The 22,786-nt window shown below is 69.3% G+C and carries 23 protein-coding genes; 14 read left to right on the top strand and 9 right to left on the bottom strand.

Translation table 11 applies throughout. The features are described from left to right. Positions 1–834, top strand: a complete 834-nt coding sequence (locus tag H8N03_RS09640; protein WP_187075949.1) for a cytidylate kinase family protein — start codon at positions 1–3, stop codon at positions 832–834. Between the two features lie 39 nt (positions 835–873). Here H8N03_RS09640 and H8N03_RS09635 read toward each other — a convergent pair whose 3' ends face one another. Next, complete coding sequence (locus tag H8N03_RS09635) at positions 874–1,482, bottom strand: Crp/Fnr family transcriptional regulator (protein WP_187075948.1); 609 nt, start codon at positions 1,480–1,482, stop codon at positions 874–876. Positions 1,483–1,607: 125 nt separating this feature from the next. Between H8N03_RS09635 and oxc the strand changes: the two genes are divergently transcribed. The 7 genes from oxc (at position 1,608) to H8N03_RS09600 (ending at position 12,687) form a co-directional block, all read left to right on the top strand. Next, complete coding sequence (gene oxc, locus H8N03_RS09630) at positions 1,608–3,338, top strand: oxalyl-CoA decarboxylase (protein WP_187075947.1); 1,731 nt, start codon at positions 1,608–1,610, stop codon at positions 3,336–3,338. A 37-nt stretch (positions 3,339–3,375) separates the two neighbouring features. Beyond that, the gene (frc, locus tag H8N03_RS09625; protein ID WP_187075946.1) at positions 3,376–4,623 is read left to right on the top strand and encodes a formyl-CoA transferase; all 1,248 of its coding nucleotides are present in this window, start codon (positions 3,376–3,378) and stop codon (positions 4,621–4,623) included. 109 nt (positions 4,624–4,732) lie between these two features. After that, a complete protein-coding gene (locus tag H8N03_RS09620; protein ID WP_187075945.1) occupies positions 4,733–6,877 on the top strand; it encodes an acetate--CoA ligase family protein in 2,145 nt (714 codons plus the stop codon). Between the two features lie 10 nt (positions 6,878–6,887). Then, the gene (locus tag H8N03_RS09615) at positions 6,888–8,591 is read left to right on the top strand and encodes an NAD(P)H-dependent oxidoreductase subunit E (RefSeq protein WP_187075944.1); all 1,704 of its coding nucleotides are present in this window, start codon (positions 6,888–6,890) and stop codon (positions 8,589–8,591) included. 163 nt (positions 8,592–8,754) lie between these two features. After that, entirely contained in the window at positions 8,755–11,592 is a 2,838-nt protein-coding gene (gene fdhF, locus H8N03_RS09610; RefSeq protein ID WP_187075943.1) for a formate dehydrogenase subunit alpha, read from the top strand. A 130-nt stretch (positions 11,593–11,722) separates the two neighbouring features. Beyond that, positions 11,723–12,205, top strand: coding sequence for a hypothetical protein (locus H8N03_RS09605; protein WP_187075942.1), 483 nt, complete (start codon positions 11,723–11,725; stop codon positions 12,203–12,205). Next, complete coding sequence (locus tag H8N03_RS09600) at positions 12,202–12,687, top strand: TspO/MBR family protein (protein ID WP_354005099.1); 486 nt, start codon at positions 12,202–12,204, stop codon at positions 12,685–12,687. The genes H8N03_RS09605 and H8N03_RS09600 overlap by 4 nt, the downstream gene beginning before the upstream one ends. On the opposite strand, the gene H8N03_RS09595 is transcribed toward H8N03_RS09600, so the two are convergent. From H8N03_RS09595 to H8N03_RS09570, 6 genes are read right to left on the bottom strand one after another with little or no spacing between them, the layout of a single operon-like run. Further along, positions 12,688–13,146 carry an OsmC family protein gene (locus H8N03_RS09595; protein WP_187075940.1) on the bottom strand — a complete coding sequence of 153 codons (459 nt, stop codon included), beginning with the start codon at positions 13,144–13,146 and terminating at the stop codon, positions 12,688–12,690. It abuts the gene before it with no gap. Positions 13,147–13,190: 44 nt separating this feature from the next. Further along, entirely contained in the window at positions 13,191–13,496 is a 306-nt protein-coding gene (locus H8N03_RS09590; RefSeq protein ID WP_187075939.1) for a DUF202 domain-containing protein, read from the bottom strand. After that, positions 13,487–13,831, bottom strand: coding sequence for a YidH family protein (locus H8N03_RS09585; protein WP_187075938.1), 345 nt, complete (start codon positions 13,829–13,831; stop codon positions 13,487–13,489). Before H8N03_RS09585 ends, H8N03_RS09590 begins: the two co-directional genes overlap by 10 nt. A 9-nt stretch (positions 13,832–13,840) precedes the next feature. Beyond that, the gene (locus tag H8N03_RS09580) at positions 13,841–14,281 is read right to left on the bottom strand and encodes a YeeE/YedE family protein (RefSeq protein WP_187075937.1); all 441 of its coding nucleotides are present in this window, start codon (positions 14,279–14,281) and stop codon (positions 13,841–13,843) included. A gap of 12 nt (positions 14,282–14,293) precedes the next feature. Beyond that, positions 14,294–14,725: a YeeE/YedE family protein gene (locus tag H8N03_RS09575; RefSeq protein ID WP_222622920.1), complete on the bottom strand. Its 432-nt coding sequence runs from the start codon at positions 14,723–14,725 to the stop codon at positions 14,294–14,296. A 4-nt stretch (positions 14,726–14,729) separates the two neighbouring features. Beyond that, positions 14,730–15,092: an ArsR/SmtB family transcription factor gene (locus H8N03_RS09570; RefSeq protein WP_187076199.1), complete on the bottom strand. Its 363-nt coding sequence runs from the start codon at positions 15,090–15,092 to the stop codon at positions 14,730–14,732. 85 nt (positions 15,093–15,177) lie between these two features. Here H8N03_RS09570 and H8N03_RS09565 point away from each other — a divergent pair, with 85 nt between their 5' ends. From H8N03_RS09565 to H8N03_RS09550, 4 genes are read left to right on the top strand one after another with little or no spacing between them, the layout of a single operon-like run. Continuing rightward, positions 15,178–16,050 (top strand): MBL fold metallo-hydrolase, encoded by an 873-nt coding sequence (locus tag H8N03_RS09565; RefSeq protein ID WP_187075936.1) that lies wholly within the window; start codon positions 15,178–15,180, stop codon positions 16,048–16,050. A gap of 20 nt (positions 16,051–16,070) precedes the next feature. After that, on the top strand, positions 16,071–17,738 hold the full coding sequence (locus tag H8N03_RS09560) for a bifunctional protein tyrosine phosphatase family protein/NAD(P)/FAD-dependent oxidoreductase (protein WP_187075935.1): 1,668 nt from the start codon (positions 16,071–16,073) through the stop codon (positions 17,736–17,738). Further along, on the top strand, positions 17,708–19,501 hold the full coding sequence (locus tag H8N03_RS09555; protein WP_187075934.1) for a SulP family inorganic anion transporter: 1,794 nt from the start codon (positions 17,708–17,710) through the stop codon (positions 19,499–19,501). The genes H8N03_RS09560 and H8N03_RS09555 overlap by 31 nt, the downstream gene beginning before the upstream one ends. A 9-nt stretch (positions 19,502–19,510) precedes the next feature. Further along, complete coding sequence (locus tag H8N03_RS09550) at positions 19,511–20,131, top strand: cold shock and DUF1294 domain-containing protein (protein WP_187075933.1); 621 nt, start codon at positions 19,511–19,513, stop codon at positions 20,129–20,131. Positions 20,132–20,140: 9 nt separating this feature from the next. Here the strand turns inward: H8N03_RS09550 and H8N03_RS09545 are convergent, their stop codons facing one another. Together H8N03_RS09545 and H8N03_RS09540 are read right to left on the bottom strand one after the other, a co-directional pair. Next, on the bottom strand, positions 20,141–20,485 hold the full coding sequence (locus H8N03_RS09545) for an antibiotic biosynthesis monooxygenase family protein (protein WP_187075932.1): 345 nt from the start codon (positions 20,483–20,485) through the stop codon (positions 20,141–20,143). After that, a complete protein-coding gene (locus H8N03_RS09540; RefSeq protein ID WP_187075931.1) occupies positions 20,473–21,483 on the bottom strand; it encodes a cytochrome P450 family protein in 1,011 nt (336 codons plus the stop codon). The genes H8N03_RS09545 and H8N03_RS09540 overlap by 13 nt, the downstream gene beginning before the upstream one ends. A gap of 63 nt (positions 21,484–21,546) precedes the next feature. On the opposite strand from H8N03_RS09540, the gene H8N03_RS09535 reads away from it, so the two are divergent. Both H8N03_RS09535 and H8N03_RS09530 read left to right on the top strand, forming a co-directional pair. Further along, on the top strand, positions 21,547–22,233 hold the full coding sequence (locus H8N03_RS09535) for an ArsR/SmtB family transcription factor (RefSeq protein WP_187075930.1): 687 nt from the start codon (positions 21,547–21,549) through the stop codon (positions 22,231–22,233). After that, entirely contained in the window at positions 22,230–22,784 is a 555-nt protein-coding gene (locus H8N03_RS09530) for a hypothetical protein (RefSeq protein ID WP_187075929.1), read from the top strand. Before H8N03_RS09535 ends, H8N03_RS09530 begins: the two co-directional genes overlap by 4 nt. The last annotated feature ends 2 nt before the right edge of the window (positions 22,785–22,786 follow it).

The following is a 22,786-nucleotide window of genomic DNA, read 5'->3' as shown; positions in this document are numbered from 1 at the left end:
ATGCCCGTGATCGCCCTCACCCAGGAAATGGGATCCCTCGCCAAGGACGTGGCCCTGCGCCTCGCCGAGGTGGGCGGCCTCGCCGAGATGCGCAACGAAGTGGTGGACAACGTCGCCGGCCGCATGCAGGTGCCCGCGAGCCTCGTCCGCCGCCTGCGCGAAGGCAAGGCCGGCTTCGTCGAGCGGCTCTCGACGGACAAGGAGCAGGTGGCGCTGTTCACCGCGGAGGAACTGTTCGCGCAGGCGGTGCGCGGCAACGTGGTGCTGCGCGGCTGGGGCGCCACGGTGCTGCTGCGCCCCGTGAGCCACGTGGTGCGGGTGCGCGTCACGCGCCCGTTCGAGCAGCGCGTGGCCTGGCTGATGGAGCACCTGGGCACCGACGACCGCGACGCGGCGGAATCGGAAGTGCGCCGCAGCGACAACGCCCACGCCCAGCGCATGAACGCGCAGTTCGGCGTGACCTGGGGCGACCCGCTCCTCTACGACATGGTGCTGAACACCGACCGCCTCTCGGTGGACAGCTGCGCCGACATGATCCTGCAGCTCGCCAGGCGCCCGGAGTTCCAGGAGACGGCGGACTCGCGCGCGACGCTCGAGGGCCTGGCGCTCTCGGCGCACGTGCGCGCGGCGCTGAAGGCCAACGAATCCACCAGCAACGTCGACGTGCAGATCGAATCGCGCAACGGCCGCGTGACGCTCAACGGCATCGTGGTGAACGAGCACGAGAAGGCGGAAGCCGAACGCGTGGCGAGCGGCGTGGCGGGCATCGGCAAGGTGGACAACCAGCTGCACCTGATGAAGGTGACGCGGAAGTTCACGTACGCGAAGACGTGATGCGGAGCATCACGTCCCTGCGCAGGCAGGGACCCATTCCTAGATCTTCCCCCGGGACTTCAGGCGGCTGAGCGTCTCCGCTGACAGGTTCAGGTACGACGCCAGTTCCTTCTTCGGCAGCCGCTCCTCCAGCTCCGGGTGCTTGCGCAGGAAGCGCTTCACGCGCCCCGGGGCGTCCAGCAGGTGCAGCGTGATCGTGTGCGCCATGATCTCGCTCATGTGGTGCATCACTTCGTACTCGAACGCCTGCTTGATGTTCGGGTGCCGGTCGATGAAGGCGACCCATTCGCGCAGCGGCAGCTTCGCGACCCGTGCCCGCGTGACGCACACCACGCTGTAGGGCGTGGGCGTGCCGAGGCGCCAGGCCGCGTAGCTGGTCTCCATCTGCCCCTCGTCGGCGAATCGCAGGATCATCTCCTTCGCCTCCTGGTTGCTCACCACGCGCTTGAGGATGCCTTCGAGGATGAAGTACTGCTCCATCTCGTGGACGCCCTGGTTCAGCAGTGCCTCGCCCTTCTGGCAATCCACCACCACGAGCATGGGCTCCAGCTCCGCCATCTGGGCGGGCGTCATGGCCTTGAGCGCCACGTTGTGGGCGAGCTGGACGCGGATGACGTTGCGTTCGGGGTGTTTGTCGATGGAGGACATGTGGGGTCAGGTGCGGGGGATTCCCCTAGCAGCCGCTTCGATTTCCCGAAAATTGACTGCGGTCAAGAGGGTTTCCGGAGGCGCACTTCTACCATTCTCGCACTCCCAACCAGGACCTTCCGACCATGAGCACTGACACGCAGGCTGGCGAAACGACCGACGGTTTCCACCTCGTCATCGACGCGCTGAAACTGAACGACATCGACACGATCTTCGCGCTGCCCGGCATCCCGATCACGGACTTCCTGCGCATGGCGCAGGCCGACGGCCTGAAGGTGATCTCCTTCCGCCACGAGCAGCACGCCGGCAACGCCGCGGCCGCCGCCGGCTTCATCACGCAGAAGCCCGGCATCTGCTTCACGGTGTCGGCCCCCGGCTTCCTGAACGGCCTCACCGCGCTGGCGAACGCCACGACCAACTGCTTCCCCATGATCCTGATCTCCGGCTCCAGCGAGCGCGAGATCGTCGACCTGCAGCAGGGCGACTACGAGGAGATGGACCAGCTGGCGATCGCGAAACCGCTTTGCAAGGCGGCCTTCCGCGTGCTGCACGCGGAGGACATCGGCGTGGGCATCGCGCGCGCGATCCGCGCCGCGGTCTCCGGCCGTCCCGGCGGCGTGTACCTGGACCTGCCCGCGAAGGTGTTCGCGCAGGAAGTGGCCAAGGACGTCGCCGAGCGCTCGCTGATCAAGGTGGTCGACCCGGCGCCGAAGCAGATCCCCGCCCCGGACGCGATCCAGCGCGCCGTGGACCTGCTGAAGGGCGCGAAGAAGCCGCTCGTGATCCTGGGCAAGGGTGCCGCGTACGCGCAGGCCGATGCGGAGATCAAGAGCTTCATCGAGAAGACCGGCATCCCCTACCTGCCGATGTCCATGGCCAAGGGCCTGCTGCCGGACAACCACGCGCAGTCCGCTTCCGCCGCGCGCTCCTACGTGCTGGCCGAAGCCGACGTGGTGATGCTGGTGGGCGCGCGCCTGAACTGGCTGCTCTCGCACGGCAAGGGCAAGACCTGGGGCGCCGGCGCGTCCAAGGGCTGGGGCAAGCAGCAGTTCATCCAGGTGGACATCTCCCCGACCGAGGCGGACAGCAACGTGGCCATCGCGGCTCCCGTGATCGGCGACATCGGCTCCGCGCTCTCCGCGATGAACCAGGCGATCGGCTCCGGCTTCGGCAAGGTGCCTTCCGACTGGACGGGCGCGATCGCCGAGCGCAAGGACAAGAACCTCACCAAGATGGCGGAGACCCTCTCCAAGAACCCGCCGGTGATGAACTTCCACTCGGCGCTGAACGTGATCCGCAACACGATCAAGGACAACCCGAAGGCCTACCTGGTGAACGAAGGCGCCAACGCGCTGGACTTCACGCGCTCCATCGTCGACATGTACGAGCCGCGCCGCCGCCTCGACGTGGGCACCTGGGGCATCATGGGCATCGGCATGGGCTTCGCCGTCGCGGCCGCCGCCGTCACGGGCGAGCAGGTGATCGCGGTGGAAGGCGACAGCGCCTTCGGCTTCAGCGGCATGGAGGTGGAGACCATCTGCCGCTACAACCTGCCGGTCTGCGTCGTGGTGATGAACAACAACGGCATCTACAAGGGCACGGACGTCAACCCGCGCGGCGACGCGATGGCGCCCACGCAGTTCGTGAAGAACGCGCGCTACGACCTGATGATGGAAGCCTTCGGCGGCGTCGGCGTCACGGCGAACAACCCCGAGGAACTCGATCGCGCGCTGAAGGAGGCGATCGCCTCGAAGCGCCCGACGCTGATCAACGCGATCATCGACGAGACGGCAGGCACGGAGTCGGGGCGGATCACCAGCCTGAACCCGGCCGCGGCGAAGAAGAAGACCGCGTAAGCGCACGCACCGAATCCAAAACTCGAGAGGTAGAAAGATGGGTAAAGCACTCGACGGCATCAAGATCCTGGACTTCACGCACGTGCAGTCCGGCCCCACCTGCACGCAGCTGCTGGCCTGGTTCGGCGCCGACGTGATCAAGGTGGAGCGGGCGGGCGAAGGCGATGCGACGCGCGGGCAGCTGCGCGACATCCCCGACGTGGACAGCCTGTACTTCACGATGCTGAACCACAACAAGCGCTCCATCACCCTGGACACCAAGAACCCCAAGGGCAAGGAAGTGCTGATCGAGCTGATCAAGCAGTGCGACGTGCTGGTGGAGAACTTCGCTCCCGGCGCGCTGGACCGCATGGGCTTCTCCTGGGAGCGCATCCAGCAGATCAACCCGCGCATGATCATGGCCTCGGTCAAGGGCTTCGGCCCCGGCCCGTACGAGGAGTGCAAGGTGTACGAGAACGTCGCCCAGTGCACGGGCGGCGCCGCCTCCACCACCGGCTTCGACGACGGCCCCCCGCTGGTCACCGGCGCGCAGATCGGCGACTCCGGCACCGGCCTGCACCTGTGCCTGGGCATCGTCACCGCCCTGTTCCAGCGCGAGCGCAGCGGCCGCGGCCAGCGCGTGATGGCCGCCATGCAGGACGCCGTGCTGAACCTGTGTCGCGTGAAGCTGCGCGACCAGCAGCGCCTGGACCGCAAGCACGTGCTCGAGGAGTACCCGCAATACCCCGAAGGCGAATTCGGAGAGGCCGTGCCCCGCGCCGGCAACGCCTCCGGCGGCGGGCAACCGGGCTGGATCCTGAAGTGCAAGGGCTGGCAGCACGACCCCAACGCCTACATCTACTTCATCACGCAGGCGCCGGTGTGGGAGTCCATCTGCAAGGTGATCGGCGAGGAGACGTGGATCACCGACCCGAGCTACTCCACGCCCAAGGCCCGCCTGCCGCACCTGAAGACCATCTTCAGCCGCATCGAGGAGTGGACCAAGACCAAGACGAAGTTCGAGGCGATGGAGATCCTGAACAAGTACGACATCCCCTGCGGCCCGATCCTCTCCATGAAGGAACTGGCGCAGGACGAGTCGCTGCGCGCCACCGGCACCATCGTGGAAGTGGACCACCCGAAGCGCGGCAAGTACCTGTCGGTGGGCAACCCCATCAAGCTGTCGGACAGCCCCACCGAGGTGACCCGCTCGCCGCTGCTCGGCGAGCACACCGAGGAAATCCTCACGATGCTGGGCTACACCCAGGACCAGATCGCCGAACTGAAGGCCGCCAAGGTCTGCTGAACAGCCAGGGACTAGGGGTTAGGGATCAGGGACTAGGGCAGCAGCCTGTCCCTCCCTAGACCCTAGCCCCTAGCCCCTAATCCCTCTGTATTTTTTCAAGGAGCCGACGATGGCCAACTTCCAAGGTGACAAGCAGAAGGTCCGCCAGATCCTGGACGCGGTGAAGAAGGAGGGGCGCACGTCCCTGACCGCGCCCGAAGGCAAGCTGGTGTGCGACGCCTACGGCATCAACGTGCCGAAGGAAGGCGTGGCGTCCAGCGCCGCGGAAGCGTCGAAGATGGCTTCTTCCATGGGCTTCCCCGTGGTGATGAAGATCGTCTCTCCCGACATCCTGCACAAGACCGAGGCCGGTGGCGTGGTGGTGGGCGTGAAGAACGCCGACGACGCCACCACGGCCTACGAGCAGATCATCGCGAACGCGAAGAAGTACAAGGCGGACGCGAAGATCGTCGGCGTGCAGGTGCAGCAGATGATCAAGGGCGGCCAGGAGACCATCGTCGGCGCCATGACCGACGACAGCTTCGGCAAGCTGGTCGCCTTCGGCATGGGCGGCGTGCTGGTGGAGGTGCTGAAGGACGTCACCTTCCGCCTGGCCCCGGCCACGCGCGAAGACGCCGCTTCCATGCTCGACGGCATCCAGGCCGCCGAGATGCTCAAGGGCGTGCGCGGCGGCAAGCCCGTGAACCGCGAGGCGCTGCAGGACACGATCGTCCGTGTCTCGCAACTCGTCTCCGACTTCCCCGAAATCGCCGAGATGGACCTGAACCCCGTGTTCGCGTCCGAGGACACGGCCATCGCCGCCGACGTGCGCATCGTCGTGAACTTCTCGCCCAAGGCGCCGCGCTTCCGCCCGGACGAGAAGGACGTGGTCACGTCCATGAACCGCATCATGAAGCCGAAGGCCATCGCCGTGATCGGCGCCTCCAACGAGGCGGGCAAGATCGGCAACTCGGTCATGAAGAACCTGATCAACGGCGGCTACAAGGGCACGATCTACCCGGTCACCCCCAAGGGCGGCGAGGTCATGGGCCTGCAGGCCTACAAGAGCGTCAAGGACATTCCGGGCGACGTGGACACCGCGGTGTTCGCCATCCCCGCGGCGCTCGTCGCCGGTGCCCTGAAGGAGTGCGGCGAGAAGAAGATCGCCGGCGCGGTGCTGATCCCCTCGGGCTTCGGCGAGACCGGCAACATCGAAGGCCAGGAAGAACTGCAGCGCATCGGCCGCGAGTACAACATCCGCCTGATGGGGCCGAACATCTACGGCTTCTACTACACGCCGTCGAACCTGTGCGCCACCTTCTGCACGGCCTACGACGTGAAGGGCGCGACGGCGCTCAGCTCGCAATCCGGCGGCATCGGCATGGCCATCATCGGCTTCTCGCGCTCCACCAAGATGGGCGTGTCGGCCATCGTCGGCCTGGGCAACAAGTCGGACATCGACGAGGACGACCTGCTCCTGTTCTTCGAGCAGGACGACAACACCCGCGTCATCGCGCAGCACGCCGAGGACCTGAAGGACGGCCGCGCGTTCGCCGAAGTGGCCAAGCGCGTGTCGAAGAAGAAGCCCGTGATCATGCTCAAGGCCGGCCGCACGGCCATGGGCGCCGCGGCTGCCGCCTCGCACACGGGCGCCGTCGCGGGCACCGACAAGATCTACGACGACATCCTCAAGAGCGCCGGCGTGATCCGCGCCAACAGCCTGCGCCAGATGCTGGAGCTGTCGCGCGGCGTGCCGATCCTGCCCACGCCCAAGGGCGAGAACGTGGTGATCATCACCGGCGCCGGCGGCTCGGGCGTGCTGCTGTCCGACGCCTGCGTGGACAATGGCCTGAAGCTGCTCAAGCCGATGCCCGAGGACCTGGACGCGGCGTTCCGCAAGTTCATCCCGCCGTTCGGCGCGGCCGGCAACCCGGTGGACATCACCGGCGGCGAGCCCCCGATCACCTACATGAACACCGTGCGCCTGGGCCTGGAGGACGACCGCATCCACGCGCTGATCCTGGGCTACTGGCACACGATCGTGACGCCGCCCATGGTCTTCGCGAAGAACATGGTGCAGGTGGTCAACGAGATGAAGGAGAAGGGCAAGGTCAAGCCCGTCGTCGCCTCGCTGGCCGGCGACGTGGAAGTGGAGGAAGCCGCCGAGTACCTGTACCAGAACGGCATCCCCGCCTATGCGTACTCCACCGAACTGCCGGTGGAAGTGCTGGGTGCCAAGTTCAAGTGGGCCCGCGCCGCGGGCCTGCTGAAGTAAGCGAGGCGAGATGGCAGGATCGCGCGTCATCCCCATCGCCGCGGCCTCTCCCGTCCTGCGGGAGCGCAAGCGCCAGGGTCCGAAGGGGCGCAAGCCCACGGACCAGGCGCTGGCCGAAGTGCGGCAGCTGCTCGGAGATGCATCGCGCCAGCGCGACCTGCTGATCGAGCACCTGCACAGGATCCAGGACCACTACGGCTGCCTCTCGGCGGCGCATCTCTCCGCCCTGGCGACGGAGATGCGCCTCGCCCAGAGCGAGGTGTACGAAGTGGCGTCCTTCTACCACCACTTCGACATCGTCAAGGAAGGCGACGAGGCGCCGCAGGCGCTGACCGTGCGCGTCTGCGACGGCCTGTCGTGCGAGCTGGCGGGCGCGCAGCAACTGCTGCAGAAGCTGCCCGCCCTGCTCGGCCGCGACGTGCGCGTGATCCCCGCGCCGTGCATTGGCCGCTGCGAGCAGGCCCCCGCCGCCGTCGTTGGCCAGAAGCCGGTGCCGTGCGCCACGACCCAGAAGGTCGTGGAATGCGTCAAGGAAGGGGCCACGAAGCACGAGCCCGAGGGCTACATGGGCCTGTCGCAGTACCGTGCGGCCGGCGGCTACCAGTTGCTGGAGCAGTGCCTGTCCGGCCAGCGCGACGTCGAATCGGTGATCTCCACCCTGGAAGCCACGGGCCTGCGCGGCCTGGGCGGCGCCGGCTTCCCCACCGGGCGCAAGTGGCGCATCGTGCGCAACGAGCCCGCGCCGCGCCTGATGGCGATCAACATCGACGAGGGCGAGCCCGGCACCTTCAAGGACCGCGTGTTCCTGGAGCGCGACCCGCACCGCTTCCTCGAAGGCATGCTGATCGCGGCCTGGGCGGTCGGCATCGACGCGATCTACATCTACCTGCGCGACGAGTACCACGGCTGCCGCACGCTGCTGCAGCAGGAGCTCACGCGCCTGCAGAACGACCCGCCGTCGCAGGGGCTGCCGCGCATCGAGCTGCGCCGCGGCGCGGGCGCCTACATCTGCGGCGAAGAGTCCGCGATGATCGAGTCCATCGAAGGCAAGCGCGGCATGCCGCGGCTGCGCCCGCCCTACGTGGCGCAGGTGGGCCTGTTCGGGCGGCCGACGCTGGAGCACAACTTCGAGACGCTGTTCTGGGTGCGCGAGCTGCTGGAGCGCGGCCCCGCCTGGTTCACGTCCCAGGGCGCGAACGGGCGCAAGGGGCTGCGGTCCTTCTCCGTCTCCGGCCGCGTGAAGAACCCGGGCGTGAAGGTCGCGCCGGCGGGCATCACGATCCAGGAGCTCATCGACGAGTACTGCGGCGGCATGGCGGACGGGCACAAGTTCTACGCCTACCTGCCCGGCGGCGCCTCGGGCGGCATCCTGCCGGCGAGCATGAACGACATCCCGCTGGACTTCGACACGCTGCAGCCCCATGGTTGCTTCATCGGCTCCGCTGCGGTGGTGGTGCTCTCCGACAAGGACACGGCCACGGCCGCGGCGAGGAACACGCTGCGCTTCTTCCGCGACGAGTCCTGCGGCCAGTGCACGCCGTGCCGGTCGGGAACGGCGAAGGCCTACGCCCTGATGCAGGCACCGAAGTGGGACCTGCCGCTGCTGGCGGAACTGTCGCAGGTGATGCGCGACGCATCCATCTGCGGACTGGGCCAGGCCGCGCCAAACCCGTTCGATTGCGTGATCAAGTACTTCCCGCACGAGTTGGGATGAAGCGGAACACGGAACAGCCAATACGGACATCCGAACGCAAAGGGCGCAAAGGATTCGCAAAGGACGCAAAAGAGGCAATGAGAAATCCTTTCTTCCTTTTGCGTCCTTTGCGTAACCTTTGCGTTCTTTGCGTTCGATGTTCTGTCTTTCAGGAACTACAAGCATGAACGCCGTCACCCGCGCCGAACTGGCCCAGATCGAAACGCCCGTCGTGAAGTTCACGCTGAACGGGAGGGAGGTCGAGGCGCGCGCGAACGAGACCGTGATCCAGGTGGCCGACCGCGAAGGCGTGGAGATCCCCCGCCTCTGCTACAAGCCGGGCCTGGACACCGCCGGCAATTGCCGCGCCTGCATGGTGGAGATCAAGGGCGAGCGCGTGCTGGCCCCGAGCTGCTGCCGCGCGCCGACGCCCGGCATGGACGTCAAGAGCGACACGCCGCGCGCGGTGGCCGCGCAGAAGATGGTGCTGGAGCTGCTGCAGTCCGACATGCCCGAGACGGACTACACCCGCCACAACGAGGTGGACGAATGGTCCGCGAAGCTCGGCGTCGGCAAGCCCCGCTTCCCCTCGCGCGGCCAGGTCAGCGCCGACCTCTCGCATCCCGCCATCGCGGTCAACCTCGACGCGTGCATCCAGTGCACGCGCTGCCTGCGCGCCTGCCGCGACGAGCAGGTGAACGACGTGATCGGCCTCGCCTTCCGCGGCGAGCATGCCAAGATCGTGTTCGACATGGATGACCCCATGGGCGTCTCCACCTGCGTCGCGTGCGGCGAATGCGTGCAGGCCTGCCCCACCGGTGCGCTGATGCCGGCGCGCGGCGCCGCCCTGCCGGTGCCGGACAAGCAGGTGGACTCGGTCTGCCCGTACTGCGGCGTGGGCTGCCAGCTCACCTACAACGTCAAGGACAACAAGATCCTGTTCGTGGAAGGCCGCAACGGCCCCGCAAACCACGGCCGCCTGTGCGTGAAGGGCCGCTACGGCTTCGACTACGCGCACCACCCGCAGCGCCTGACGACGCCGCTGATCCGCCGTGCGGACGCACCCAAGGATCCGAAGGCGATCTTCGATCCGGAGCGCGTGCACGAGATCTTCCGCGAAGCGACCTGGGAAGAAGCGCTGGCGCTCTCCGCTTCGAAGCTGAAGTCCATCCGCGAAACGAAGGGCCCCAAGGCGCTGGTCGGCTTCGGCTCCGCCAAGGGCAGCAACGAAGAGGCCTACCTCTTCCAGAAGCTGGTGCGCACCGGCTTCGGCAGCAACAACGTCGACCACTGCACGCGCCTGTGCCACGCCTCCTCGGTGGCGGCGCTGCTGGAAGGCATAGGCTCCGGCGCCGTGTCCAACCCCGTGATGGACGTGACCAAGGCCGAAGTGATCGTCGTCATCGGCGCCAATCCGACCGTGAACCATCCGGTGGCCGCCACCTGGATGAAGAACGCGGCGAAGAACGGCACCAAGCTGATCGTGATGGACCCGCGCCAGTCGGACCTGACGCGCCTGGCCTACCGCCACCTGCAGTTCAAGCCCGATACCGACGTGGCGATGCTCAACGCCATCATGCACGTCATCGTGCACGAGGGCCTGGTGGCGCAGAGCTTCATCGACGACCGCACCATCGGGTACGAGGAGCTGAAGAAGAACCTGGTGGGCTACAGCCCCGAGGAGATGGCAGGCGTCTGCGGCATCGACGCCGGGACGCTGCGCGACGTGGCGCGCATGTTCGCGACCTCGCGCGCCTCCATGATCCTGTGGGGGATGGGCGTGTCGCAGCACGTGCACGGCACGGACAACGCGCGCTGCCTGATCGCGCTGTCGCTGCTCACCGGCCAGATCGGCCGTCCCGGCACCGGCCTGCACCCGCTGCGCGGACAGAACAACGTGCAAGGCGCCTCCGACGCCGGCCTGATCCCGATGATGTTCCCCGACTACCAGAAGGTCGTGGAGCCCGAGGTCCGCGCCCGCTTCGAGAAGCACTGGAACCTGGAGCCCGGCACGCTCGACGCCCAGCCCGGCCTGACCGTCGTGGAGGTGATGCACGCCATCGCCGACGGCAAGGTGCACGGCATGTACGTCATGGGCGAGAACCCGGCGATGTCCGACCCGGATGCCAACCACGCCCGAGAGTCGCTCGCGCAGCTGGAGCACCTGGTGGTGCAGGACATCTTCCTCACGGAGACGGCCGCCCTGGCCGACGTGGTGCTGCCCGCGAGCGCCTTCCCCGAGAAGACGGGCACCTTCACCAACACCGACCGCCTGGTGCAACTGGGCCGCCAGGCCGTGACGCCGCCCGGCGATGCGAAGCAGGACCTCTGGATCATCCAGGAGCTGGCGAACCGCATCGGCCTGCAGTGGAACTACAGGCACGTCTCCGAGGTGTTCGACGAGATGCGGCACACGATGCCCAGCATCGGCGGCATCACGTGGGACCGCCTGGAGCGCGAGCACGCGGTCACCTACCCGTGCATGAAGGAAGGCGACCCCGGCGAGCCGGTGGTGTTCGTGCAGGACTTCCCGCGCGCCGACGGCAAGGCCCGCTTCGTTCCCGCCGACATCGTGCCGGCCGCCGAGCGCCCCGACAGCGAGTACCCGATGGTGCTGATCACGGGCCGCCAGCTCGAACACTGGCACACGGGCTCGATGACGCGCCGCGCCACGGTGCTGGACGCGATCGAGCCGGATCCCGTGGCGCTCGTGCACCCGCTGGACCTGGAAGCACTGGGCGTGAAGCCGGGCGAGCTGCTGACGATCGAGTCGCGTCGCGGCAAGGTGTCCCTGTACGGCCGCGCCGACGAGACCTCGCCGCGCGGGGCCGTGTTCGTGCCCTTCTGCTACTACGAGGCGGCGATCAACCGCGTGACGAACGACGCGTTCGATCCCGTCGCGAAGATCCCCGAGCTGAAGTACTGCGCGATCCGCGTCACGCCAGGCGGCACGGCGCCCGAACAGGTGAGCTTCGGCGGGGGGCAGATCCTGCGGAAGCTGCAGCAGGAGACGGTGGCCTAAGCCGTCATCGCGCTACCCCTCCCGTCATCCCCGCCCCTATCGTCATCCCCGCGAAGGCGGGGACCCAGGGCTCCCCGGAAAGCGCCGCCATGCGGCGCTTTTCTCTTTCGGAGTCGCTATATTCCGCGCGATGTCTTCATTCCGCGTCGCGCTCGCCGTCATCGTCACTCTCAGCGTCGTCTGTGCTGCCTCGGTGATCTTCCTGATCCGGGAGCGCGACATCCCGCGATGGCTCGACGTCGCAGCTTCGATCCTGCTCCTGCTGATCTCCGCCATCTTCCTCGGCATGACGCAGGCGATCCTGGACCTCCTGCCGAACAAGACCTTCCAGGACAAGGACCTGCGGACCCAATACCAGATCGCGCTGCTCGTGATTCCGTTCTTCACGGCCAACCTGGCCACCAGCCTGATGGCGCACGCGCTGCTGTCCGACCGCAACTATGCCGGCCAGATGGGGTTCTGGACCGCATGCAAGGAGCTGGCGATCATCCTGGCGAAGGCCCTCTTCCTGCTGCTCCCCCCTGTCTGGCCGTTGCTCGCGTACTACTGGGTGAAGGTGAGGCCACGATGCGAGACGGGTTCGGCGAAGATGGCACCATCGGAGGCCACGTGAATCCGGGAACCACCAGGTCCGTCGCCGGCTTCTTTGGCTGGCTCCTCCTCACCTTCGCCGCCGCCGCCCTCGGTGCCATCGCTTCCGCGAACGCTCCGGCGTTCTACGCGCAGCTGGACAAACCCTCGTGGGCGCCCCCGGCCGGCGTGTTCGGTCCCGTGTGGACGGTGCTCTATGCGCTGATGGCCATCTCCGTGTGGCTGGTCTGGCGGGCGCGTCGCCTCACCCGCCCGGCGCTCGCCCTCTTCCTCGCCCAGCTCGCGGCCAACGCCCTCTGGTCCTGGCTGTTCTTCGCCTGGCACCGCGGCGCTTTCGCGGCGGTCGAAGTGCTGGTGCTGCTGGCCCTGATCGTCGCCACGGCGGTAGCGTTCTGGCGAAGCAGCCGCGTCGCCGCGCTCTTGCTCGTGCCTTACCTGCTGTGGGTCAGCTTCGCGTCGGCGCTGACGTGGTCGGTGTGGCTGCGCAATCCCGGCGTGCTGTGATCAGGCCTCTCGTGGAGCCTCCTGGCCCGCGCTGTCCACCACCCGCACCCGCACGTCGATCCCGCCCCGCACGCTCTGCGTCACCACGCAGAAGTCCTCGAACTGCGCCAGGGCGCGGTCCGCGTGCTTCAGGCGCGCCCACGGCACGCCGAGCTGGAGCTCCACGTCGATCCGAGGGATCCTCCACCGCCCTTGCGCGTTGCGCTCGCGCGCCACGGTGCACGGGGCCTGGAGCTTCCCCGGTTCATTGCCGAACTTCCGCAGCGCGAAGAAGAGGCTGGACGCCAGGCAGTTGGCCACGGCGGTCCCGAGCATACGGGCCGGGTCGGGGCCGGTGCCCCCGCCCAGGGGCGGCGGCTCGTCGGTCTGCAGCGGATCGATCTCCGTGCCCTCGAAGTGCGCCAGGAAACGGTAGTCGGCCTGCTGCTGCAGCGTGATGCGGAGGATGGGCTCGCTCATGCCCACAACTTAGGCGCAGGATGGGCCGCCCTCCTTGCGCCAGGTCAACGCACGATGGCGAGCACGGCGACGGCGGAAGCGAAGACCACGCTGCCGGCCGCGAACGCCATCAGCCGCGCGGAAGGCGCTGCGACCGAGCGCGCGAGCTGCCTGCGCCGGACCTGCCCTGCCGCGAGCAGCCCGATCGCGAGCACGGCCACGACGATGCCCAGCAGCAGCAGCGCAGGTTCGCCGGACTGCGTCCCGGCCCGGACGACCACCAGCGCGTGCGCCGCCATGACGAGCGAGGTGCGGCCCCACGCCAGCTCCGTGCGTTCGGGCTGCAGGCCGGGGTCGCGGGTCAGCGCCATGCGAGCATCACGGCGACCAGCAGGCCCATCAGGGCGACGGAAAAGGCGAGCACCGGAATCAGCAGCGAACGGGGAAGCGGCTGGTCGTGCCGCATCGCGATCTCGACGTGCTTCCAGCGGAAGTACGCGGCCAGCCCCATGGACGCCGCCAGCAGGGCGAGCGCGACGGCCAGCGCGGCCACCGCCCACCGGGGCTCCAGGCTGTGCGCCAGCTGGTGCAGCAGCACGCCGCCGGCCAGCATGCCGAGCGCGGTGCGCACCCAGGCGAGGAAGGTGCGCTCGTTGGCGAGCGTGAACCGGTAGTCGGGGTGCTTTCCCTGCTCTTGCCAGTGCATGCCCCACTCTCAGCGCGGCTGGCCCGCGCGGGAGCGGCTCGAAGCGTGGTCCAGGAGCTGGTGCGCGAGCATGCCGGCCACCATCGCGGCGACGAAGATCGCCGCCTTCGGCTGTCCTGCCGCCATCGAGACGATGCCGGGCCCCGGGCAGAAGCCGGCCAGGCCCCAGCCGGCACCGAACAACAGCGAGCCGACGACCAGGGGCTTGTCGATGTCGCGACGCGTGGGCATGTGCAGCGCGCCGCCGAGGAAGGTCCGGGTGCGCCGCTTCGCGAGCGCGAATGCGAAGAACCCGACCGCGATGGCGCCGCCCATCACGAAGGCGAGCGAAGGGTCCCAGGCCCCGAAGAGGTCCAGGAAGCCCAGGACCTTGCCGGGGTCGGTCATGCCCGACAACAGGAGCCCCCAACCGAACAGGAGGCCGACGGCGAATTCGAGGGCGCGATGCATGGCGGCGCTCCTTCAGGCGTGGCGGACGAGGAAGACGGTGAGGAAGCCGGCGGCCATGAAGGCCAGCGTGGCCACCAGCGAGCGGGGCGACAGGCGCGAGAGGCCGCAGACGCCGTGCCCGCTGGTGCAGCCGGATCCGTGGCGCGTGCCGAAGCCGACGAGCAGGCCAGCGGCCACGAGGGCGCCATAGCCCGCGTCGATGCGCGGCGCGGCCAGGAAGCCGGCGGGTGCCAGCAGCGCGAAGGTGAACGGCGCGGCGAGCATCCCCAGGAGAAAGGCGATGCGCCAGCCGGCGTCGCCCGGCTTCGGCCCGAGCAGGCCTCCCACGATGCCGCTGATGCCGAGGATGCGGCCGTTGAACAGGATGAACGCCGCCGAGGCGACGCCGAGCAGGACGCCGCCGGCCAGCGATGCCCAGGGGGTGAAATGGTTCCAGTCGATCAAGGGACTACTCCTTCGGTTTGGGCTTGCGGCGCGCCTTCGGCGCCGGATCCTCGCAGCAGAACTGCAGGTACAGCATCTCGATCACGGCCAGCGCCTTCGGGCTGGCGAGCGTGTAGTAGATGTTCTTGCCGTCGCGGCGCGTGGTCACCAGCGCCTCCTCGCGCAGCACCGTGAGCTGCTGCGACAGGGTGGGCTGCAGGATCCCGAGCACCTCCTCCATCTCGCCCACGCGCGCTTCGCCCTGCGACAGGTAGCACAGGATCAGCAGGCGGTCCGGGTTGGACAGCACCTTCAGCAGGCCGCACGCCTCGCGCGCGGCCTGCTGCATCTGCTCGAGCGGGACGGTGGGTGTGGTGGTGGCCGGCATGTTCTTCATCTTCGAGTTGAGGATAGTCTATTGACTTTCAATCTATCTGTCAATATATTGTTTGGAGCTTAACAAAGGAGCTGCGATGACCCCCTCCCCGCGACCCCAAGTGCACGGCATCTTCGACCGCAACACCTGGACGGCCACGTACGTCGTGCATGCCGGCCCGGGCACCGCCTGCGCCATCATCGACTCGGTGCTCGACTACGACCCCAAGTCCGGCCGCACGCGCACCGCGTCCGCCGACGACGTCGTCGCCTACGTGGAGGCGAACCGCCTGAAGGTGGAATGGATCCTGGAAACACACGCCCATGCCGACCACCTGACGGCCGCGCCCTACCTCAAGGCGCGCCTCGGCGGCCGCACGGGGATCGGCGAGCACATCACGACGGTGCAGAAGGTGTTCAAGGGCGTCTTCCACCTCGAGCCCGGCTTCCGGCAGGACGGCTCGCAATTCGACCACCTGTTCCGCGCCGGCGAGGCCTTCCGCATCGGCGAGCTCGAAGGCCAGGTGATGCACGTCCCCGGCCACACGCCGGCCGACGTCGCCTACCGCATCGGCGATGCGGTGTTCGTGGGCGACACCCTCTTCATGCCGGACGTGGGCACCGCCCGCTGCGACTTCCCCGGCGGCGATGCGAGGAAGCTGTACGCGTCGGTGCGCCGCATCCTGGAGCTGCCCCGCGACACGCGGCTGTTCATGTGCCACGACTACCCGCCGGACCAGCGGCCGGTGGCCTTCGAGACCACGGTCGGCGAACAGCGGGAGAAGAACATCCATATCCGCGACGGTATCACCGAGGAGCAGTTCGTGGCGATGCGCACGAAGCGGGATGCCACGCTGGAGATGCCGGTGCTCATCCTCCCCGCGGTGCAGGTGAACATCCGCGCCGGCGAGCTGCCTCCCGCGGAGGACAACGGCGTGTCCTACCTGAAGATCCCGCTCAACGCCCTGTAGCCCAGGCACCGGAGGACACCATGGAGATCCGATCCCTCGCGCCCGAACTCGCCGTCGCGGGCCAGGTCCGGCCCGAAGACGTGCAGGCCATCGCACGCGCCGGCTACCGCGCCATCGTCTGCAACCGCCCCGACGGCGAGGGCGCGGACCAGCCGGGCTTCGCCGAGATCGAGCGGGCCGCCAAGGAACACGGGCTCGCCGCCCGCTACCTCCCTGCGGAGTCCGGCAAGGTCACCGACGAACAGGGGCGCGACTTCGGACGCTTGCTGCAAGAGCTGCCGGGCCCGGTGCTTGCCTATTGCCGCACGGGCATGCGTTCCACCACCATGTGGGCGCTCTCGCAGGCCACGCGGCGCACCCTGCCGGATATCCTGCAGCGCGCCGCGGCCGCGGGTCACGACCTCAAGGGCGTGGTGCGCCGCATCGCGAACGGGGGAAAGACTCCGGTGGAAGTGGTCGACGCGTCGCATGCGGTGGTGATCGTGGGTGGCGGCGCCGCCGGCATCGCGGTCGCGTCGAGCCTCCTCAGGCGGCAGCCGCACCTGGACGTGGCGATCATCGATCCCGCGGACGTCCACTACTACCAGCCCGGATGGACGCTCGTCGGCGCCGGCGTGTTCGAGGCGCGCGAGACGGCGCGCACGATGGCTTCCGTGCTGCCGCGGGGCGTGCACTGGATCAAGGGCGCGGTGGCCGCGTTCGAGCCCGAGCGCGACGCCGTGATCCTGGACGGCTGCCGCGTCGTGAAGTACCGCCACCTCGTGGTCGCGCCGGGGCTCAAGCTGGACTGGGACGCGATCCCGGGACTGCCGGAGACGCTCGGGCGCAACGGCGTCACCTCGAACTACCGCTACGACCTGGCGCCCTACACGTGGCAGCTCGTGCAGCAACTGCGCCGCGGCCGCGCCGTGTTCACCCAGCCGCCCATGCCGATCAAGTGCGCCGGTGCGCCGCAGAAGGCCATGTACCTGTCCGCGGACCTCTGGCGGCGCGCGGGCGTCCTGCCGGACGTGGAGGTGGCGTTCTGCAGTGCCGGGCCCGCCCTGTTCGGCGTGCAGGACTACGTCCCCGCGCTCATGGAGTACGTGAGGAAGTACGGCATCCAGCTGAACTTCGGGCAGAACCTCGTCTCGGTGGACGGGCCGGCGCGGCAGGCGACCTTTGCCACCACCGGCCCCGACGGCAGCCGCCAGCTGGTGACGCGCGCGTTCGACATGCTGCACGTCGTGCCGCCCCAGAAGGCGCCGGACTTCGTGCGGGTGAGCCCGCTCGCGGACGCCGCGGGCTGGGTCGACGTCGATCCGGCCACGCTGCGGCACCGGAAGTACGCCAACGTCTTCGCACTGGGGGACGCGGGCAACATGCCCAACGCGAAGACGGCGGCCGCGGCGCGGAAGCAGGCGCCGGTGGTCGCCCACAACGTGCTGGCCGCGCGCGGCAACGCCGGCGGCGAAGCGCGCTACGACGGCTACGGCTCTTGCCCGCTCACGGTGGAGAAAGGCAAGATCGTGCTCGCCGAGTTCCTCTACGGCGGCAGGCTGGCGCCGAGTTTCCCCTCCTGGCTGATCGACGGCACGCGTCCGTCGCGGCTCGCCTGGTACCTCAAGGAACGCATCCTGCCGCCCCTGTACTGGCAAGGCATGCTGAAAGGAAAGGAATGGATGGCGCAACCCGAACGGGTGGACTGAACCGCGCGCCGCGCTGGCGGCGCTGGTTGCCCTCGCTCACCTTCCTGGAATGGGGACGCGGCTACGGGCGCGACACGCTCGCGGCCGACGCGCTGGCCGCGGTGATCGTCACGATCATGCTGATTCCCCAGAGCCTGGGCTATGCCCTGCTCGCCGGCCTGCCGCCGGAGTACGGCCTCTATGCGAGCATCGCGCCCCTGCTCGCGTACGCGCTGTTCGGCAGCAGCCGCGTGCTGGCGGTGGGCCCGGTGGCGGTCGTCTCGTTGATGACCGCTGCGGCCATCGCCCCGTACGCCAATGCGGGCCCCGCGGCGCACGCGGGCGCCGCACTGGCGCTCGCCCTCCTCTCCGGTCTCATGCTGCTGGTGCTGGGCGTGCTGCGCCTGGGCGCACTGGCGAACTTCCTGAGCCACCCGGTGATCTCGGGCTTCATCTCCGCGTCGGCGATCCTCATCGCCGCGAGCCAGCTCAAGACGCTGCTGGGCGTGAAGGCGGGCGGGGACAACCTGCCCCGCCTGCTCGTCTCGCTGGCGGGGCAACTGCCCGATGTGCACTGGCTCACCTTCGCCATCGGCGCCGCGGCAACGGCCTTCCTGTTCTGGGTGCGCAAGGGGCTGAAGCCGCTGCTGCTCTCCTGGGGCATGCGGGCGCGGCCGGCGGACATGCTGGCCAAGGCGGGCCCGGTGGGCGCCATCGCGGTCACCGCGACGCTCGCGTGGGCCTTCGACTGGTCCGCACGCGGCGTGCATGTCGTCGGCGCGATCCCTTCGGGGCTGCCGCCGCTCACCTTGCCGCCGTTCGATCCCGCGCTCTGGCGCGACCTCGCCGTACCCGCCCTGCTGATCGGGATCGTGGGCTTCGTGGAATCGGTGTCGGTGGGCCACACGCTCGCGGCCAGGCGGCGCCAGCGGCTCGAGCCGAACCAGGAACTGGTGGCGCTGGGCGCCAGCAACGTCGCCGCGGCCTTCACGGGCGGCTTTCCGGTGACGGGGGGCTTCGCGCGCTCGGTGGTCAACTTCGACGCGGGCGCGCAGACACCGGCGGCCGGCATCCTCACGGCCGGCGGCATCGCCCTCGCTTCGGTGGCGCTCACGCCCACGCTCTACCACCTGCCGCAGGCCACGCTCGCCGCGACGATCGTGGTGGCCGTCCTGTCGCTCGTCGACCTCGACGTGCTGCGCCGCACCTGGTCGTATTCGCGGTCCGATTTCGCCGCGGTCGCCGCCACCTTCGTCGCGACGCTGCTGCTCGGCGTCGAGCAGGGGCTGGTCAGCGGCGTCGCCGTGTCGCTCGCCTTCCACCTGTACCGCACGAGCCGCCCCCACATCGCGGTCGTGGGCCTCGTGCCCGGCACGCAGCACTTCCGCAACGTGCTGCGCCATCGCGTGCTGGCCAGCCCGCGCCTCCTGAGCCTGCGCGTCGACGAGAGCCTCTACTTCGCCAATGCCCGCGCGCTGGAGGACGCCGTGAACGAGGCCGTGGCCGCGCGCCCGCAGCTGAAGCACGTGGTGCTGCAGTGCACGGCCATCAACGCGATCGACGCCAGCGCGCTGGAGAGCCTGGAAACGATCCTGGAGCGGCTGCGCGCGGCCGGCATCCGGCTGCACCTGTCGGAGGTGAAAGGGCCCGTGATGGACCGCCTGCAGCACACGGACTTCCTGCGCTCGCTGAGCGGCCGCGTGTACCTTTCCCACTACGACGCGGTGCACGAGCTGACGCCGGAGGTGCTGGCGGGGCAGGAGGCGCCACCGCAGTCCGTTTAGCATGGTCCGATGCGCTTCGAAGGCACCCTGCAATCCTGGAACGACGAACGCGGCTTCGGCTTCCTCGCACCGGACCAGGGGGGAGACACGATCTTCGTCCACATCAAGTCGCTGCCGCGCGGTGGCGGCCGGCCGCAGCCGGGCCAGCGCTTCTCGTTCGAGGTCGAACCCGGCCCGCAGGGGAAGAAGCGGGCCCGCAACGTGCAGGTGGTGCGCGCTGCGCGCGCCCGGCCGCCGCGCAGGCGCGAATCGCCGGCCCGGTGGGGCACGGCGACCCTCTTCGTCCTGCTGCCCTTCCTCGTCCTGTGCGCGGTCGTCGCGGTCCTGTGGCGGCCGCCTGCATGGTTTCCGCTCGTCTACGTCGGCGCGAGCCTGGCCACCTTCGTCGCGTATGCCATCGACAAGTCGGCTGCGCGGAACGGGAGCTGGCGCACCCGGGAAAGCAGCCTGCACCTGCTCGCGCTCGCCGGCGGCTGGCCGGGCGCGCTGCTGGCGCAGCAGGTCCTGCGGCACAAGTCGGCCAAGGGCGAGTTCCGCGCCGTGTTCTGGGGAACGGTCGTGCTCAACGTCGCGGCCTTCGTGTTCCTGTGCTCGCCGATGGCGCGCGGTCTGTGGCCCGGGGCGAAGTGAGGATGGGACTCACCCATGCCGCTGCCGCGAGTCCCGCGGCGCCTGCGCCCGCTCGTTCTTGCCGTAGTCCCGCGTCACCTCCGCGATGCGCAGGCGGTACTCCTTGAACATGGTGCGGCGGCCCGCGTCCTGCGCGGCGCGATGCGCTTCGAGGTTGCGCCACTTCGCCAGGCATTCCTCGTCGCGCCAGAACTGCAGCGACAGCAGCTTGTCGGGGTCGGTCAGGCTCTGGAAGCGTTCGACGGAGAGAAAGCCCTCCATCTTCATCAGCTCGCCTTTCAGTTCGGCGGCCCAGTCCAGGTAGCCCTGGCGGTGCTGCGGCTCGGGCCAGACTTCGAAGATCACGGTGACCATGGTGTTGCTCCGGGAGTGAAAACGGGGACGCGCGCGTTCGGCAGCGGACGGTAACCGTTCGCCCGGCCGAAGATGCGCGACAAGGGCGCGTGCGACTGCAAGGTGCGCAGTGCAGCCGCCGCCAGCTGCAGCGCGATGCGATCGCCGGGGCAGGCATGCGCGCCGCGGCCGAACGGATGCTCGGGCACGAGGACCAGCACGAGCCCCTGCCCCGCGGCAATGGCGTAGCCGCCCAGCTCGAGGTCCCCCGCGGCAAAGCGCCGCGTGTTGTGGATCGCGGGATCGGTGCGCGCCACGTGCGCGACGATCTCCGCCGCGTCGCCCCCGGCGCCGTCCAGCGCGGCGCGGATCGCGTTGCCCAACAGGCCCGCCGTCGCATCCAGCGCCTGCTGCATGAGGGCGATGCGGTTCGCTGCACGCACGTGCGGCAAGCCCTCCCGCTCGCCCTGCGCCATCAAGGCCACCGTGGCGGCGTCGGCCTCTTGCAGCGCGCCGGCGCTCGCACCGGCCGCGATGCCCCGCGTGAACGCATGCACCCATGCGACCGTGGCATCGAGCGCGTCCCGCGGGACGCCCAGCATGCGTGCCATCGCCTGCACGGGGATGGCGGACAGCAACGCGTTCGCATCGCAGCGAGTGACCAGGTCGCTCGCGGATTCCTCCGCGGCGCGCTGCACCGCGCTCTCCTCCCAGCGCACGATCGCCTGCTCGACCCCGGGCCGATGCCGTGCGTGGAAGTCCCCGTCGTTCATGCGCACGAGTTGCGCGAACACCTCGCCCGCCGCGCGCCCCTGCAACGCGGGCGGCACCGGCTCCGCCGGCGGGCGCACCCGCAGCTGCGGATGGTGCAAGGCCTGCTCGACCAGCCACGGCCCGCTCGCCACCCAGAGCCCCAGCCCCTCGTCGAAGAACAGGGGCCGGCTCACGCGCAGGCGTGCGTACCAGGCGTAGGGGTCGGCATGGCTGGGAGCCTCCAGCACGTGGCGCGGTTCGTCCATGGGCGCAGTGTGGCCCCCGACCGGCGGTTTGGCCAGCGCCAATGGTTTGACTACGATCGAAGCATGGAAGCCGAACCCGACCTCGCGCGCATCGCCGCCACCGTGGGCGACCCGCGCCGCATCCAGATGCTCGCCCTGCTGATGGAAGGCCGCGCGCTCACCGCCAAGGAGCTCGCGCTGGGCGCGGGCGTGGAGCCCGCCACGGCGAGCACGCACCTCAAGCGCCTGCTGGAGGACGGCCTCCTCGAGGCGGCCGCGCAGGGCCGCCACAAGTACTTCCGCTTCGCCTCCGAGCAGGTGGCGCAGCTCGTGGAGAGCCTGATGCGCGTGGCGCCGCGCCGGGTGGCCGCCGTGCGCCCGTCGACGCCGCAGCCCTTGCGCCGCGCGCGCTACTGCTACGACCACCTCGCGGGTGCGCTCGGCACCGGCCTGCTCGCGCACATGTTGCGCAAGGGCTGGCTGCAGGACGACGCCGAACCCAAGCAGCTCGCGCTCACGCCGCGCGGCACGAAGGCCCTGGGCCAGCTCGGGGTCGACGTGGAGGCCGCGCAGGCCCGCCGCCGCCAGTTCGCCTGCCGCTGCCTCGACTGGTCCGAGCGCCGCGACCACCTCGGCGGCGCGCTCGGCGCCGCGCTCGCCGACGAACTGCAGGCGCGCCACTGGATCGAGCGCAGGAAGCATTCGCGCGAGGTGCGTATCACGCCCGCCGGCGAGGAGGCGCTGTCCTCCCTCGGAGTGAAGCTCGCATGAAGAAGGTGGCGGCGAGTCTCGTCCTCGCCCTCTCGGCGTCCGCGCACGCGGACGAATGGAGCGATGCCGACCTCGCGACGCGCCGCCTCGCGCCCTCGGAGGTGCAGGCCCTGCCGGCGCCGGTGCGCGCGGACCTGGAGCGGCGCGGCTGCCGCATCCCGCAGGCGTTCGCAGCGAAGAACGCCGGCAACTTCGCGCGCGGCACCTTCCTCGGCAGCGATGCCGACGACTGGGCGGTGCTCTGCTCGATCGCGCGCGCGTCGCGCATCCTCGTGTACCCGGGCGGCACGGCACAAGGCGTGCAGGAAGTGCCCGGCTCCGCGCGCAAGGACGCCGACTTCCTGCAGCAGGTCGGCGGCGGCAGGATAGGCTTCTCGCGCAGCGTGATCGCCATCGGCCCGACGCAGGCGCATCGGCGGCAGAACCAGGCGCGCGGCCGCATCGTCGTGCGGTTCCAGCATGCGGGGATCGAGGACGCGTTCCTGGAGAAGCGGTCGCGCGTGCACTATTTCAACGGGCGCAAGTGGGTGGAGGTGCAGGCGGGGGACTGAGG

The organism is Ramlibacter cellulosilyticus, from assembly GCF_014297465.1.
Lineage (GTDB): Bacteria > Pseudomonadota > Gammaproteobacteria > Burkholderiales > Burkholderiaceae_C > Ramlibacter > Ramlibacter cellulosilyticus.
This window is presented reverse-complemented; position numbering and strand designations above follow the sequence as displayed.

What these genes read in the sequence shown, in the direction of transcription:
- H8N03_RS09640 (WP_187075949.1), top strand. Translation starts at nt 1, where the DNA reads ATGCCCGTGATCGCCCTCACCCAGGAAATGGGATCCCTCGCCAAGGAC.
- H8N03_RS09635 (WP_187075948.1), bottom strand. Translation starts at nt 1,482, where the DNA reads ATGTCCTCCATCGACAAACACCCCGAACGCAACGTCATCCGCGTCCAG.
- oxc (WP_187075947.1), top strand. Translation starts at nt 1,608, where the DNA reads ATGAGCACTGACACGCAGGCTGGCGAAACGACCGACGGTTTCCACCTC.
- frc (WP_187075946.1), top strand. Translation starts at nt 3,376, where the DNA reads ATGGGTAAAGCACTCGACGGCATCAAGATCCTGGACTTCACGCACGTG.
- H8N03_RS09620 (WP_187075945.1), top strand. Translation starts at nt 4,733, where the DNA reads ATGGCCAACTTCCAAGGTGACAAGCAGAAGGTCCGCCAGATCCTGGAC.
- H8N03_RS09615 (WP_187075944.1), top strand. Translation starts at nt 6,888, where the DNA reads ATGGCAGGATCGCGCGTCATCCCCATCGCCGCGGCCTCTCCCGTCCTG.
- fdhF (WP_187075943.1), top strand. Translation starts at nt 8,755, where the DNA reads ATGAACGCCGTCACCCGCGCCGAACTGGCCCAGATCGAAACGCCCGTC.
- H8N03_RS09605 (WP_187075942.1), top strand. Translation starts at nt 11,723, where the DNA reads ATGTCTTCATTCCGCGTCGCGCTCGCCGTCATCGTCACTCTCAGCGTC.
- H8N03_RS09595 (WP_187075940.1), bottom strand. Translation starts at nt 13,146, where the DNA reads ATGAGCGAGCCCATCCTCCGCATCACGCTGCAGCAGCAGGCCGACTAC.
- H8N03_RS09590 (WP_187075939.1), bottom strand. Translation starts at nt 13,496, where the DNA reads ATGGCGCTGACCCGCGACCCCGGCCTGCAGCCCGAACGCACGGAGCTG.
- H8N03_RS09585 (WP_187075938.1), bottom strand. Translation starts at nt 13,831, where the DNA reads ATGCACTGGCAAGAGCAGGGAAAGCACCCCGACTACCGGTTCACGCTC.
- H8N03_RS09580 (WP_187075937.1), bottom strand. Translation starts at nt 14,281, where the DNA reads ATGCATCGCGCCCTCGAATTCGCCGTCGGCCTCCTGTTCGGTTGGGGG.
- H8N03_RS09570 (WP_187076199.1), bottom strand. Translation starts at nt 15,092, where the DNA reads ATGCCGGCCACCACCACACCCACCGTCCCGCTCGAGCAGATGCAGCAG.
- H8N03_RS09565 (WP_187075936.1), top strand. Translation starts at nt 15,178, where the DNA reads ATGACCCCCTCCCCGCGACCCCAAGTGCACGGCATCTTCGACCGCAAC.
- H8N03_RS09560 (WP_187075935.1), top strand. Translation starts at nt 16,071, where the DNA reads ATGGAGATCCGATCCCTCGCGCCCGAACTCGCCGTCGCGGGCCAGGTC.
- H8N03_RS09555 (WP_187075934.1), top strand. Translation starts at nt 17,708, where the DNA reads ATGGATGGCGCAACCCGAACGGGTGGACTGAACCGCGCGCCGCGCTGG.
- H8N03_RS09550 (WP_187075933.1), top strand. Translation starts at nt 19,511, where the DNA reads ATGCGCTTCGAAGGCACCCTGCAATCCTGGAACGACGAACGCGGCTTC.
- H8N03_RS09545 (WP_187075932.1), bottom strand. Translation starts at nt 20,485, where the DNA reads ATGGTCACCGTGATCTTCGAAGTCTGGCCCGAGCCGCAGCACCGCCAG.
- H8N03_RS09540 (WP_187075931.1), bottom strand. Translation starts at nt 21,483, where the DNA reads ATGGACGAACCGCGCCACGTGCTGGAGGCTCCCAGCCATGCCGACCCC.
- H8N03_RS09535 (WP_187075930.1), top strand. Translation starts at nt 21,547, where the DNA reads ATGGAAGCCGAACCCGACCTCGCGCGCATCGCCGCCACCGTGGGCGAC.
- H8N03_RS09530 (WP_187075929.1), top strand. Translation starts at nt 22,230, where the DNA reads ATGAAGAAGGTGGCGGCGAGTCTCGTCCTCGCCCTCTCGGCGTCCGCG.